Raw genomic sequence first — 13,324 nt, 5'->3', positions numbered from 1 at the left:
CTATTCTGATTATATAGAAATATCTTCCAAACGGGGATGAGGGGTAGTGGACAAGCGATGAATCAACAAGCTTTTGAAAAAATGGGGAGTTTTCGTCAAAAGGTCATCCGTTGTGTGTATGTAGAAAAGAAATCGGTCTATGAGACAGCGATAGCTTGCGGCTGCACAGCGGAAAAAGTGAAACGCGTCATGAAAAAATGGAAAGCACTCTCTCGCAACGAAATGGCAACCCTACCTCTTAAAGATGAACAATAGCTGACAAAGGCCCTTGTCGCACGAAAAATCGTGACGGAAAGGGTCTTTTTTCTTTTCATGAATGCCACCTTCGTCGTCCGCATACGCATAGGTAAGAACGGTTTTGCACGGCCATTGGAAAGTATATTCGGCGCAGTAGCGCTAGTAAGAGAGGGGGCTTATCCATGAAGCGTTGGAGCCGCCGTCTGCGCCAACTGGCGGGAGGGGTTTTGGAGCTGCCGCAGGATGTTGTCCTGGAAGTCCCGCGCATCACGATGATCGGCCATTTGCAAATGTACATAGAGAATCACCGTGGAGTTCTCCACTTCAGTGAAAAAGAACTCCGCTTGTTGTTGACGAATGGACAAATGATCGTATCTGGCGAGCAGCTCGTGATTCGAGCCATCTTGCCCGAGGAAGTGCTCCTGGAAGGCAGGATCGGGGGCGTGAAATTTCTGGAAACCGGGCCGCAGGGCTCGTAACACTTGAAAGGGCGGGAAGTCACATGCGAAACGGGCTGAAAGAGTGGATAGACGGACACGTCACCATCACAGTGCGAGGGAAGCGGTTTGAGCGCTTGCTGAATATGGCGATCCGAGATGGAATTCGCATCTGGAACATCCGCCGGGTCGGTGAGGATTTGACCCGCTGCGATATTCTGATTCGGGATTATTTCCGGCTGCGGCCGTTGCTCAGGGAGACAGGCTGTCGCAGCCATGTAGAGGGGCGAGGGGGACTGCCGTTCTGGTTCATTCGTCTTCGCAGGCGGGCAGGACTGGCTATAGGCGCTTCTCTTTTTTTTCTCGGATTGTACATGCTCTCCTCGTTTGTTTGGTCGGTTGAGGTCACGGGCACACGCCACATGGATCCGCAAAAGGTTCTGCTTGCTGCCGAACAAGTTGGGATTAAAGAAGGGGCTTGGAAGGTCAAACTAAAGGAACCACTGGTTTTGCAAAAAGAGCTGATGAGCCTGCTCCCGGAAGTGACGTGGGTCGGAATCGATTTCCAAGGAACCAAGGTGCAGCTGCAGGTGGTTGAAAAGGATGCCCCTGTCAAGCCATTGCCGACAAGTCCACGCCATTTGGTTGCAAAAAAACGTGCCGTTATAACCAAGATATTGCCAGAGGTTGGGAAGAGTCAGGTGACGATCAACCAGCTGGTTGAAAAAGGACAGGTCCTCATTTCAGGGATAATCGGAAATGAAACGCGCCAGCAGGTCGTCTCCGCGCGAGGGACTGTGCGTGGAGAAGTATGGTATGTCAGTGAAACGTCTGTTCCCTTGACGCAGAACATGTACCGCCTAACCGGTGAAAATCAGGAGCAGCAATACTTGCTTGTTGGGCCTTACGCTGTCCAGGTATGGCCATTCAACAAAGAGACTTTTGTCCATGCGGAGAGTACGGAATCGCGCTTTATCCCTTCCTACGCAGGGTACACCTCTCCGATTGGGTGGAAGACCGTTCATACTGCGGAGACCGAGCCTATCCAGCGCAAGCTTAGCGTGGAGGAAGCGACCGAGATCGCGAAACGCTTTGCCAGAGAGGACATCTTGCGGAAAGCGGGTAAGGATGCGGAGATTTCAGACGAAAAAGTTTTGCACGTCACTACAGAGAATGGTAAAGTTTACTTGAGCATTCATTTTTCCGTCATTGAGGATATTGCCGTTGAACAGCCGATTGTGGGAGCACCGCAGCCGCCTGCTGAAGCTGGCAAGCCGTGATGGATTGCTGATAATCATTGCAAGGAGATGGAAGCCTGTTGCACCTACAAGATGAGGTAAGAATCCCATTTGCAGACGCATCTGAGGCCTTGCTGTTGTTCGGACCACACGACGCGTACTTAACATTGATCGAAGAGAAAAGCTCTGCCAAAATCATGACGCGCGAAGGCGAGCTCGTGATTTCTGGCGACAAGCCTGAGGTGGATAAGCTGGCTGAACTGGTTGGCATACTGCTGCAGCTGATCCGCAGAGGGATTGCCTTGTCCGAGCGTGACATCTCGTATGCGATGATGCTCACGAACCAGGGGGATGCAGCCCAACTGCTGGACGTCTATGACGAAGAAGTAGCCCGAACCCAACGCGGGAAGCTTATTCGTGCCAAAACGCTCGGGCAGCGTCACTATTTGTCGGCGATCAAAAAGAAAGACATCGTTTTTGGAATCGGACCAGCTGGAACAGGGAAGACGTACCTAGCTGTTGTCACAGCGGTGAATGCATTGAAGAATGCTCGGGTAAAACGGATCGTTTTGACCAGACCGGCTGTGGAAGCAGGAGAAAGTCTCGGATTTTTACCTGGGGATTTGCAGGAAAAGGTCGATCCGTACTTGCGGCCTCTCTACGATGCCTTGTATGACATGCTAGGCAATGAGCAGGTGGCCAAGATGATGGAGAGAGGGCTGATCGAGGTAGCTCCACTGGCGTATATGCGTGGCCGTACGTTGGAAGACTCTTTTGTCATTTTGGACGAAGCGCAAAACACCACTCCCGAGCAAATGAAAATGTTTTTAACTCGTCTCGGCTTTGGCTCGAAAATGGTAATCACGGGTGACGTTACCCAGGTTGACTTGCCAAAAGGCAAAAAGTCTGGCCTGAGGGAAGCCCAGCGCATTTTGAGCCCGATCGCGGATGTGGCCTTCATCCATTTTCAAGAAGGGGATGTCGTGCGGCATAGCCTGGTACAGAAGATTATCCAAGCGTATGCGAAAGAAGAAGTCGAGCACAATTATGGATAAATTGTTTTGGATAAAGGAGATTAGGCATCAGTGCTATCTGTAGAAATTCTTCATGAAGATATCGAACCGATCGATGAACATTTGCAAAGCTTGATTGTAAAAAGCCTCGAGGCGGCTGCCGTGCATGAGGACGTGAGTGGAGAAGTCGTTGTGACGATTGTAAGCAACGAGCGGATTCACGAGCTGAATCGCGACTATCGGGATGTTGATCGGCCAACAGATGTTTTGTCCTTTGCCATGAATGAGCCGGGCGAAGGCGAGATGGAAATCTTTCTGGATGAGAGTGATCTCGAAGACTTCCCGAACATGCTCGGAGACATCATTATCTCGCTCCCAAAAGCAAAGGAGCAGGCAGAAGACTACGGGCATTCTTTGGAAAGAGAGCTAGGCTTTCTCGCTGTGCATGGCTTTCTGCACCTGTTAGGGTATGATCACGGCAGCGAAGAAGAAGAGAAAGAAATGTTTTCCCGTCAAGATGCGGTATTGGAGCAAATTGGCTTGACGAGGTAGGCGATGGCATTGAAAGAGTGGAGTCGCTTGATGCGTAGTTTTTCCTGCGCCTGGCAAGGGATTGTCTATACCGTGAAGACACAGCGAAACATGCAAATCCACGTAGCTGCCGCTCTCCTCGTGCTGGCGGCGGCTTGGTGGCTGCAAATTCCACGCAGCGATGTTTTGCTGGTCTTTTTTTCTATCGGGCTGGTCACAAGCTTGGAGCTGGTCAACACAGCGATCGAAGCAGCGGTGGATCTGGCCTCCCCGGATTGGCACGCCAAAGCCAAGATTGCCAAGGATGCCGGAGCGGGTGCCGTTCTCGTGGCAGCTATCGCGTCAGTGGTGATTGGGTGCTTTATTTTCGGACCTCCACTGTATGAAAAAATGTTAGAGTGGTTTCTTTCTTGAAAATATGGCATGATCAGACTACTATGGACCAGATGCTTTCCTCTACCAAGAGAAAGAAGTCTGGTCTCTTGGTGTCTCCAAGGTGTTAGAGAATACCGATATGAGGAATGATGAGAATGGATAAACAAGCATTGATGAAGCAAGCCATAGAAGCTCGAAAGCGCGCCTATGTGCCGTATTCCCAATTTCAAGTGGGGGCTGCACTCCTGACAGAGGAAGGCAAAGTCTATCTGGGCGGCAATATTGAAAATGCGGCGTATTCTCTGTGCAACTGTGCAGAGCGCACGGCATTGTTTAAGGCATATTCCGAGGGGGATAAACAGTACAGAGCGCTCGCAGTAGCGGCAGATACTCCAAAAGCAGTGTCTCCGTGCGGTGCTTGCCGTCAAGTGATGGCAGAGCTGTGCCCGCCTGAAATGCCTGTTTATTTAACAAACCTGAACGGAGATGTTTGGGAAACGACTGTATCTGCCCTGCTGCCAGGGGCGTTCACCAAGGAGGATTTACGTGGATAACCGCAAGACCAAGAAAAGCTTTAAATCCGGCTTCGTCTCTATCGTGGGACGGCCGAATGTTGGGAAATCGACACTGCTGAACCATGTGGTAGGTCATAAAATCGCTATCATGTCCAATAAGCCGCAGACGACACGCAACAAAATTACGGCTGTCCATACGACAGAGGATGGACAGATCATCTTCCTCGATACACCAGGGATTCACAAACCGCAGTCGAAATTGGGCAACTACATGGTGACCGTAGCGGAAAATACGCTGAACGAAGTTGATCTCGTTTTGTTTGTTGTGGATGCGACGGAGAAACGCGGGGCGGGAGATGAGTATATCATCGAGCGTCTGAAGCAGGTAAAAACACCTGTCTTCCTCGTCATCAACAAGATCGACAAGGTACATCCGGAAGCGCTTCTGCCGATCATCGACGACTATCGCAAGCTTTATGATTTCAAGCAGATCGTGCCGATTTCCGCTCTCGAAGGCAACAATACCAATTCTTTGATGCAAGCCATCATGGGCGAGATGGAAGAAGGTCCGATGTTTTACCCAGCTGATCAGGTGACGGATCATCCCGAGCGCTTCGTAGCAGCTGAGCTGATTCGTGAAAAAGTTCTGCACTTGACGAGGGAAGAGGTACCGCACTCGATTGCTGTCGTGATTGAGGAAATGAAGCGTGGGGAAAACGGCAAGACTTTGTACATCTACGCAGCTATCTACGTAGAACGTGATTCCCAGCGAGGGATTCTGATCGGCGAAAAAGGTCAAATGCTCAAAGAGATCGGGCGCCGTGCGCGCAAGGACATTGAGCGGTTAATGGGGGACCAGGTCTTCCTGGAGCTGTGGATCAAGGTGAAGAAGGACTGGCGCAACCAGGAGCGGATGCTGCGCAATTTCGGTTTTTACAACGAAGAATAGGACGAGCTTCATACGTGTTAATTTTTCCAAGGCATAGAAAAACGGGCAAAGGTGATTCTAAGAAGGAAGTGGATAGACCCGATATAGGAAAGGATGATGCTCCATGCTTCGTGACTTTTCTTGGAGAGTTTTCGCTTCAACCGGTGACATCCATGCGTACCTTCTCTACCGGGATCACCATCAAACGGATGGTGCTGTCGAGGAGGCCTCCTTTGATCTCGCCCAGGAAGAATTGGGTGACTCGCAGGCATGCTTGTAAAGTGGGAAGGAATTGTCATCCGTAGTGTGGACTATGGTGAGTCCAGCAAAGTGGTGACGTTGTTTACCCGGGAGAACGGCAAGTTGGGTTTGATGGCGCGCGGAGCCAAAAAGACCAAGAGCCGACTGGCAGCCGTCTCCCAACTGTTTTCACATGGGTACTATCTATGCAAAGCTGGACCCGGCACAGGTATGCCTGATCTCTCGCAGGGAGACATCATGGAATCGTTCCGGGATCTGCGGCAAAGCCTGAGTGCGACGGCTTATGCCGCCTACATAGCAGAGCTGTTGGATCGACTGACACATGAGCGAGAGCCCAATCCGTATCTGTTTCAGCTGCTTCTCCATACATTTCGATATTTGGACGAAGGGCGGGATGCGGAGATCCTCTGTCGCATCTTTGAAACGAAGATGCTGATCGTAGCAGGGATCTCGCCTCAACTTTCCGCGTGTGCAAACTGTGGTGCGCAGAGGGAGCCTTATGCGATCAGTGTCTCGCAAGGAGGCCTTTTGTGCCCTGTTTGCCTGCCTGCAGATCCCTATGCGATAGCAGTGACACCCTCGACCTGGAAGCTGCTGCGGCTGTTTCAGGTTTTTGATTTGGAGCGGCTGGGGGATATCGAAGTGAAGCCTGCGACGCGCAATCAGCTCAAGCATGTACTGCGCAGCTTTATGGATGAGCATCTCGATCTTCGCCTGAAAAGTCGTTCGTTTCTGGAACAACTGGAGCGGATGGAACGGCTGCCGACGAAAGACAGCGAGTAATTGACATCCGTTTCTCTTTTCGTTATGATAATTACCAAACTTGATACCGAATGTTGCCATGAAGGAAAAGAGTAGTCGGCCGCTGGCTGTGCAAGCGAACCGGGGATAGTGGAAGCCCGGTCACCAAGCTGATGAAGGGCGTTCTGGAGCAATGCAAAATTCCAAGGTGGGCGGAAAGCTTCTTTTCGCCAAGTAGGGTGGAACCGCGAGAATCCTCTCGTCCCTACACTGTCGCAAGTAGACGGTGTAGGCGGCGAGAGGTTTTTATTATTTGAGGAGGAAAGAGCATGAAGATGACGTTTCAAGACATCATTTTGACGCTGCAAAACTTTTGGGCAAAACAAAATTGCCTGATCGTGCAGCCGTATGACGTAGAAAAAGGGGCAGGTACGCTCAATCCAATGACATTCCTGCGCTCCATCGGTCCTGAGCCGTGGAACGTAGCTTACGTAGAGCCTTCCCGTCGCCCGGCAGACGGACGTTACGGAGAAAACCCAAACCGTCTGTACCAGCATCATCAATTCCAAGTGATCATGAAGCCGTCGCCTGACAACATCCAGGAGCTGTACCTGGACAGCTTGCGCCAGCTGGGCATTGAGCCATTGGAGCACGACATTCGCTTCGTAGAAGACAACTGGGAGCATCCTGGCCTTGGTGCATGGGGCCTCGGTTGGGAAGTATGGCTCGATGGGATGGAGATCACCCAGTTTACGTACTTCCAGCAGGTGGGCGGTCTGGAGTGCAAGCCGGTAGCTGTCGAGTTGACCTACGGACTGGAGCGCCTCGCTTCCTACATTCAGGAAAAAGAAAACGTGTTCGACCTGGAATGGGTGAACGGCTACACCTATGGTGACGTGTTCCTTCAGCCGGAATACGAGCATTCCAAATATACCTTTGAGCTGTCTGACGTGGACATGCTGTTCAATCTGTACAACACCTATGAAGCTGAAGCCAAGCGTCTCATGAAAGAACGTCTGGTTTATCCGGCTTACGATTACGTCCTGAAATGCTCCCATACCTTTAACCTTCTGGATGCGCGAGGCGTTATCTCCGTGACCGAGCGTGCAGGCTACATCGCTCGTGTACGCAACCTGTCTCGTGAAGTGGCACAGACCTACTACGCCGAGCGTGAAAGACTGGGCTTCCCGCTTTTGCAAAAAGGAAACAATGGTGCGGTTGTGGAGAAGGGAGAGAATTCGAATGAGTAAGCGCGATTTGCTTTTGGAAGTCGGTCTCGAAGAAATGCCTGCTCGCTTCGTTGCTTTGGCAGCAGCGCAATTGAAAGAAAAAGTGGAAAAATGGTTGGCGGCAGAGCGCATTCCTTTTGATCAGATCATCTCGATGGAATCGCCTCGTCGTTTTGCTGTATGGATCAAAGGCCTTGCAGAAAAGCAGCCAGATCGCAATGACGAAGCGAAAGGTCCTGCACGCAAGATCGCCCAGGATGAAGCCGGGAACTGGTCGAAAGCGGCACTGGGCTTTGCCCGCAGCAACGGGGTAGAACCAGATCAATTGTACTTCAAAGACATAAATGGCGTGGAATACGTGCATGCGCGCAAATCAGAAGCAGGAAAAGAAACCAAGACGCTTCTGCCGCAGCTCGCGGACGTCATCGCAGGGATGAACTTTCCGAAAAATATGCGTTGGGGAGCGAACGATCTGAAATACGTTCGTCCGATTCGCTGGATGGTAGCCTTGTTTGGGGAAGAGGTCATTGAATTGGAGATTGCTGGTGTAAAAAGCGGCCGAATCTCCCGTGGTCACCGTTTCCTGGGCACAGATGTAGAAATCAACTCGCCTGCTGAATATGTAAGCAAGCTCGCTGAACAGCATGTAATGGTCAATCCGGAAGAGCGCCGTGCCACAATCGTGGAGCAGATTCGCCGCATGGAGCAGGAAAACGGCTGGAAAATCCCGATGGACGAAGGTCTGCTGGACGAGGTTGTGCATCTGGTTGAGTACCCAACCGCCCTGTACGGAACATTTGAAGAGGAGTTCCTGACGATCCCGCGCGAGGTTCTGGTTACCTCCATGCGTGAGCACCAGCGCTACTTCCCTGTGGAAAACGCGCAAGGCCAGCTGTTGAACCACTTCGTAACCGTACGCAACGGCGATAGCCGTGCACTGGAAAACGTAGCAAAAGGAAATGAAAAGGTGCTCCGTGCTCGTCTCTCTGATGCTCGCTTCTTCTATGTAGAAGACCAAAAGCTCCCGATTGAAAACTGCCTCAAACGTCTGGAAACCATCGTTTTCCACGAAGAGCTGGGAACAATCGGAGACAAAGTACGCCGCGTTCGTAAAACGGCTGCTCAAATCGCAGAAAAGCTGGGCGTGAGTCAGGAAGAGGCAAAGCAAGTCGATCGAATCGCAGAAATTGCCAAATTCGACCTTGTGACCAACATGGTTGGCGAGTTCCCTGAGCTGCAAGGCATTATGGGTGAAGACTACGCGCGCAAAGCAGGGGAAAACGAGATCGTTGCTGGCGGTGTATTCGAGCACTACCTGCCGCGCTTCGCAGGTGACCTGACGCCGAAATCCGCGCAAGGAGCGATTGTGAGCCTGGCGGATAAGCTGGACACGATCATCGGGATCTTCTCCATCGGCATCGTGCCGACTGGTTCTCAAGACCCATACGGATTGCGCCGAATGGCAGCAGGTATCGTTACCATTTTGCTGGAGCGAGGCTGGCAGCTTTCATTGGATCAGCTGTGGGATGCAACTCTCGAGACGTATGCAGCTCAAGGTGTGAACAAGCGCACGGTTGAAGAAGTGAAGAAGGATCTGGTCGACTTCTTCGGCCTTCGTTTGAAAAACGTTCTGCAAGAAAACGGCGTGCGCTACGATGTAGTCGATGCTGTCCTGTCTGCGGACCTGTCCTACGTTCCAGAAATTTTGGCAAAAGCAAAAGCGCTGATGACAGCTGTGAGTGACGATGAGTTCAAGCTCATCGTGGAGCAGTTCAACCGCGTAAACAACCTGGCGCAAAAAGCCGAAGCGGATCAAGTAGACGAAGCGCTGTTTGTAGAGGACGTGGAGCGTAGCCTGTATCAGGCGTACTTGTCCGTACAACAGGAAGTAGCGAACCTGAAAGATCAGGAGAAGGCACTTGCAACGCTGGCAACCCTGCGCGAGCCGATCAAGGCGTTCTTCGATAAAGTCATGGTTATGGCGGAGGATCAAGCGGTGCGGGCAAACAGACTGGGCTTGCTGCTGCGTCTCTCCCGACTCATTTTCGCTTATGCTGATTTTTCCAAGCTTGTATTTGCTTAAAAAAAGAGATTTCTTACTAGAAATAGAGTGAGAATCACCGGGTGCCTTCGTCCATATACTGGCGGAGGTACCTTTTTTCCATGCGAAAGAAGGAATATCCGGTCGAATAGAGTAATACTAGGAAGAGGTAAACAGACGTAAACCGGGGTGATTGGTCATCGAGCTCACCAAACGACAAGAGCAAATCTTACAGATAGTGAAGGATGAAGGTCCGATTACAGGCGAGCATATCGCAGATCGGTTGAATCTGACCCGTGCGACGCTGCGGCCCGATCTTTCCATCCTCACGATGTCAGGTTATTTAGAAGCCAGGCCTCGGGTCGGGTATTTTTATGCGGGGAGACCAGCCAGCTCGGTCATAAGTGAACGGCTTCACAAGCTTCTCGTCAATGATTACAAGGCGGTTCCCATCGTTGTGTCCGAATCAGCCTCTGCATACGACGCGATCGTGACGCTTTTTCTCGAGGACGTAGGGACGTTGTTTGTCGTGAATCAGAAGGGCTACCTGGCAGGTGTCATCTCCAGAAAAGACTTGCTGCGTGCCTCTCTTGGCAACAAGACGCTGGAGGATGTACCGGTCAGCATCATCATGTCACGAATGCCCAATATCATCACCTGTGCTCCTGAGGAAACGCTGTATGCAGCAGCCAAAAAGCTGATCGACTTCCAGATTGATTCCCTGCCAGTGGTTCGTCCCAGCGAGGATGATCCCAAATTCATGGAGCTGACAGGCAGAGTCACGAAGACAACGATCGCCAAAGCGTTTGTAGAATTGGGCAGCGAACCGAAAGTGTAGGAGGAGAAGCAATGCAAGGAAATCAACAAGGACAGCTCATCTACGTAGTTTCAGACTCGATCGGTGAAACCGCCGAGCTTGTTGTTCGCGCTGGTGCTAGTCAGTTTGACCGTTTTTTGATTGATGTACAGAAGTATCCCTACATAGAAGATAAAGAATCCATCGACGAGATCATTGCTTCCGCAAAAGAGTCCAAAGCAATGATCGTTTTTACGCTAGTCATTCCCGAGCTGAATGCCTACATTACGAAGCAAGCGGCTCTGCACGGAATCCCGGCCATCGATGTCATGGGGCCACTCATGCATACGCTGCAAAGCATGCTGAAAGAGCCGCCAACAGGCAAACCTGGACTGGTTCGACGTTTGGACGAGGAGTATTTCCGCAAAGTGGATGCGATTGAATTCGCCGTGAAATACGATGACGGACGTGACCCGCGCGGATTGCTTCGTGCTGACGTTGTTTTGATCGGGGTCTCCCGTACTTCGAAGACACCGCTTTCCATGTACTTGGCCAACAAGCGGCTGAAAGTAGCAAATGTACCGCTGGTTCCCGAAGTGGAGCCGCCAGAGGAGCTGTTCCAATTGCCTCCTGAGCGCTGTATTGGGCTGACGATCAATCCGGAGCAGCTGAACGGCATCCGCACCGAGCGGCTGAAAGCGCTGGGTTTGACGTCACAGGCGAATTACGCCAATCTGGATAGAATCGCGGAAGAACTTGCCTATTCGAATAAAATTATTGAACGCTTAGGCTGCCCGGTCATCGATGTTTCGAAAAAGGCAGTGGAAGAAACGGCCAACATCATTTTGGAGATGATTCGCAAAAACAACCTCCGGAACGAAAAGAAATAGGCCAAAAGAAGGAAAATGACGGTTTTTGTAGAAAACGAGTAGGGCAGGAATCACGAACTTGCCTTGTGACGAGCGTTTATTGCATGCGGAAATGTGGAAAAGTAGAAAAGAAGAAAAGAAGTGCGATCACAAGAAGGAAAATGACGAATTTTGACGAACTAAATAATCTCGTCGTTCGATTCTCCTGAAAAGGTGGATAGTGATGGCTGGTCACACTTCTGATGAGTTTGTTAACCAAGTGCGTGCCGCTGTCGACATCGTAGACGTTGTAGGAGAGTATGTACAGCTGAGAAAAAGCGGTCGTGCCTTTCTCGGTCTATGTCCATTTCACTCTGAGAAGAGTCCTTCCTTTAACGTGAATGCGGAGCGACAGTTTTTTCATTGCTTTGGCTGTGGAGCAGGTGGGGATGTCTTCTCCTTTCTGATGAAATTGGAGCAGCTGACGTTCCCGGAGGCACTTCACAAACTGGCAGAACGTGCCGGAATCGATGTGCCCAAGCCGCCACAGGAAGAGGCATCTCCAGAAAAACGGGCGAAGCAAGCGATGCTAGAAGCTCATGAGCTTGTTTCAAAGCTTTACCACTACGTACTGACGGAGACTCCCTACGGTGTGGAAGCGATGAAATACCTCACCAAACGAGGGATGTCCAGGCAGACGTTAACCGAGTATCAAATTGGGTTTGCCCCGGATTCGTGGGATTTCGTGACACAGTTTTTAAAGAAACGTAGCTTCTCCCAGGATTTGATGGTAGAAGCAGGCTTGTTGGCGAAAAGTGAGGCCGGAAAAGTGTTCGACCGCTTCCGTGGGCGGGTCATGTTTCCCATTCATGATTCACAGGGACATGTCATCGGATTTGGTGGAAGACTATTGGACAACACACACCCCAAGTCGTCGCAACCCAAGTATTTGAATAGTCCGGAAAGCCTCCTGTTTAACAAAAGCGCCACCCTCTTCAATCTTCATCGGGCTCGCTCGACTATGCGCAAGCGAAAGCAGGCATTGCTTTTTGAAGGGTATGTGGATGTGGTGTCAGCGTGGCAGGCGGGCTTTATGCAAGGTGTCGCCACGTTAGGAACAGCACTGACCGAGCAGCAGGCCCGAATCCTACGGCGGAATGTGGAATCGGTGGTACTCTGCTATGACGGAGATGCAGCAGGTCAGGAAGCAACAAGCAAGGCGATTCATGTTTTGCAGCAGGCGGGTTTGATCGTAAGGGTGGCTCCGCTCCCACAGGGGGTAGACCCGGATGATTACATTCGCCAGCATGGGGCCGAAGCGTTTTCTCAGCAAGTTTTGTTGCAGGCAATGCCAGTGACAGCGTTCCGACTGAAACATTTGCGGAGCCAGTACGTAATAAATGATGAGACAGATAAAACGCGCCTGATTGCAAAGGCGGTAGAAATCATCAACGAACTGGACAGCCCGGTAGAACGGGACTTGTATCAGCGGCAATTGGCAGAAGAATACTCCCTGACTCTCGGCGATTTAAAATGGGAGTCAAAACGCGCGTATAAACAGCAAAAAAGTGAGCGCCAAAGGGATAAAGTGTCGCCAGCATGGAATAATAGTATAAATAATGGCAAAGTTACGCTCGCGAAAACACTGCCACCCGCTTATCACACGGCTGAGCGCAAACTGCTGTTTTACATGATGCGAAATGCAGAACTTGCCTTTCGCGTTCAGCAGGAATGCAACGCGCACTTTCAAGTGGACGAACATGATGCGCTTTCAGCCTACCTGTATGCTTACTACGCAGAGGGAAACACGGAAGACCCTGGAAAGTTTATACATTACGTGCAAGACGAATCGTTAAAGCAATTAGCCTCGGGATTGGCCATGATGGAGTATAAGGAAGACGTATCTGATTTAGAGATCGGCGACTACATCAAACAAGTGAATAACTACCCGAAGCGTGCCGAGTTGGAACGATTGCGCGAAGAGCAGCGGAGCTTACACCTCCAAGCGGCCGCAGCGGACAGCGAGGATGCGCGCAAACAACTGGAAATTCAAGCAGCCATCATAGGGATGAAGATTCTTGAATTGGAAAATGCTTTAAAAGAAGGGTAGCATCAGATCATTCCCGGGGAAGGA

The 13,324-nt window shown here is 51.0% G+C and carries 15 protein-coding genes; all 15 read left to right on the top strand.

Features of this window, described 5'->3' with window-relative positions; translation table 11 throughout:
- Positions 1-57 precede the first annotated feature (57 nt).
- The 15 genes from EDM59_RS29580 (at position 58) to dnaG (ending at position 13,300) form a co-directional block, all read left to right on the top strand.
- Positions 58-255 (top strand): sigma-70 RNA polymerase sigma factor region 4 domain-containing protein, encoded by a 198-nt coding sequence (locus tag EDM59_RS29580; protein WP_122926878.1) that lies wholly within the window; start codon positions 58-60, stop codon positions 253-255.
- A 164-nt stretch (positions 256-419) separates the two neighbouring features.
- A complete protein-coding gene (gene yqfC, locus EDM59_RS29575; RefSeq protein WP_055743267.1) occupies positions 420-716 on the top strand; it encodes a sporulation protein YqfC in 297 nt (98 codons plus the stop codon).
- A gap of 23 nt (positions 717-739) precedes the next feature.
- Positions 740-1,954 carry a sporulation protein YqfD gene (gene yqfD / locus EDM59_RS29570; protein ID WP_122926877.1) on the top strand — a complete coding sequence of 405 codons (1,215 nt, stop codon included), beginning with the start codon at positions 740-742 and terminating at the stop codon, positions 1,952-1,954.
- A gap of 38 nt (positions 1,955-1,992) precedes the next feature.
- Positions 1,993-2,967, top strand: coding sequence for a PhoH family protein (locus EDM59_RS29565; RefSeq protein ID WP_092268998.1), 975 nt, complete (start codon positions 1,993-1,995; stop codon positions 2,965-2,967).
- A gap of 30 nt (positions 2,968-2,997) precedes the next feature.
- Positions 2,998-3,477, top strand: a complete 480-nt coding sequence (gene ybeY, locus EDM59_RS29560) for an rRNA maturation RNase YbeY (RefSeq protein WP_092268996.1) — start codon at positions 2,998-3,000, stop codon at positions 3,475-3,477.
- A 9-nt stretch (positions 3,478-3,486) separates the two neighbouring features.
- Positions 3,487-3,870: a diacylglycerol kinase family protein gene (locus EDM59_RS29555; RefSeq protein WP_122926900.1), complete on the top strand. Its 384-nt coding sequence runs from the start codon at positions 3,487-3,489 to the stop codon at positions 3,868-3,870.
- Between the two features lie 116 nt (positions 3,871-3,986).
- Positions 3,987-4,385 (top strand): cytidine deaminase, encoded by a 399-nt coding sequence (locus tag EDM59_RS29550; protein ID WP_122926876.1) that lies wholly within the window; start codon positions 3,987-3,989, stop codon positions 4,383-4,385.
- On the top strand, positions 4,378-5,295 hold the full coding sequence (gene era / locus EDM59_RS29545; RefSeq protein WP_092268991.1) for a GTPase Era: 918 nt from the start codon (positions 4,378-4,380) through the stop codon (positions 5,293-5,295). Before EDM59_RS29550 ends, era begins: the two co-directional genes overlap by 8 nt.
- 103 nt (positions 5,296-5,398) lie before the next feature.
- A complete protein-coding gene (locus tag EDM59_RS29540) occupies positions 5,399-5,554 on the top strand; it encodes a YqzL family protein (RefSeq protein WP_092268988.1) in 156 nt (51 codons plus the stop codon).
- Entirely contained in the window at positions 5,545-6,318 is a 774-nt protein-coding gene (recO, locus tag EDM59_RS29535; protein WP_122926875.1) for a DNA repair protein RecO, read from the top strand. The genes EDM59_RS29540 and recO overlap by 10 nt, the downstream gene beginning before the upstream one ends.
- A gap of 287 nt (positions 6,319-6,605) precedes the next feature.
- Positions 6,606-7,526: a glycine--tRNA ligase subunit alpha gene (glyQ, locus tag EDM59_RS29530; protein ID WP_092268984.1), complete on the top strand. Its 921-nt coding sequence runs from the start codon at positions 6,606-6,608 to the stop codon at positions 7,524-7,526.
- Positions 7,519-9,588 carry a glycine--tRNA ligase subunit beta gene (gene glyS, locus EDM59_RS29525; RefSeq protein ID WP_122926874.1) on the top strand — a complete coding sequence of 690 codons (2,070 nt, stop codon included), beginning with the start codon at positions 7,519-7,521 and terminating at the stop codon, positions 9,586-9,588. Before glyQ ends, glyS begins: the two co-directional genes overlap by 8 nt.
- 151 nt (positions 9,589-9,739) lie before the next feature.
- Positions 9,740-10,384 carry a transcriptional regulator CcpN gene (gene ccpN, locus EDM59_RS29520; RefSeq protein WP_092268980.1) on the top strand — a complete coding sequence of 215 codons (645 nt, stop codon included), beginning with the start codon at positions 9,740-9,742 and terminating at the stop codon, positions 10,382-10,384.
- 11 nt (positions 10,385-10,395) lie between these two features.
- Positions 10,396-11,232: a pyruvate, water dikinase regulatory protein gene (locus EDM59_RS29515; protein ID WP_092268978.1), complete on the top strand. Its 837-nt coding sequence runs from the start codon at positions 10,396-10,398 to the stop codon at positions 11,230-11,232.
- Positions 11,233-11,434: 202 nt separating this feature from the next.
- Positions 11,435-13,300 (top strand): DNA primase, encoded by a 1,866-nt coding sequence (dnaG, locus tag EDM59_RS29510; protein WP_122926873.1) that lies wholly within the window; start codon positions 11,435-11,437, stop codon positions 13,298-13,300.
- The last annotated feature ends 24 nt before the right edge of the window (positions 13,301-13,324 follow it).

Origin of the sequence: Brevibacillus nitrificans, assembly GCF_003710965.1 — a bacterium.
Taxonomy (GTDB): Bacteria; Bacillota; Bacilli; order Brevibacillales; family Brevibacillaceae; genus Brevibacillus; species Brevibacillus centrosporus.
The sequence above is the reverse complement of the archived record's forward strand: the minus strand, read 5'-3'. Positions and strand labels throughout refer to the sequence as shown.

Bases quoted from the DNA above. Each gene is read 5' to 3' on its own strand.
- yqfD (WP_122926877.1), top strand. From the start codon at position 740: ATGCGAAACGGGCTGAAAGAGTGGATAGACGGACACGTCACCATCACA.
- EDM59_RS29580 (WP_122926878.1), top strand. From the start codon at position 58: ATGAATCAACAAGCTTTTGAAAAAATGGGGAGTTTTCGTCAAAAGGTC.
- recO (WP_122926875.1), top strand. From the start codon at position 5,545: ATGCTTGTAAAGTGGGAAGGAATTGTCATCCGTAGTGTGGACTATGGT.
- dnaG (WP_122926873.1), top strand. From the start codon at position 11,435: ATGGCTGGTCACACTTCTGATGAGTTTGTTAACCAAGTGCGTGCCGCT.
- EDM59_RS29550 (WP_122926876.1), top strand. From the start codon at position 3,987: ATGGATAAACAAGCATTGATGAAGCAAGCCATAGAAGCTCGAAAGCGC.
- glyQ (WP_092268984.1), top strand. From the start codon at position 6,606: ATGAAGATGACGTTTCAAGACATCATTTTGACGCTGCAAAACTTTTGG.
- glyS (WP_122926874.1), top strand. From the start codon at position 7,519: ATGAGTAAGCGCGATTTGCTTTTGGAAGTCGGTCTCGAAGAAATGCCT.
- yqfC (WP_055743267.1), top strand. From the start codon at position 420: ATGAAGCGTTGGAGCCGCCGTCTGCGCCAACTGGCGGGAGGGGTTTTG.
- EDM59_RS29515 (WP_092268978.1), top strand. From the start codon at position 10,396: ATGCAAGGAAATCAACAAGGACAGCTCATCTACGTAGTTTCAGACTCG.
- EDM59_RS29540 (WP_092268988.1), top strand. From the start codon at position 5,399: ATGCTTCGTGACTTTTCTTGGAGAGTTTTCGCTTCAACCGGTGACATC.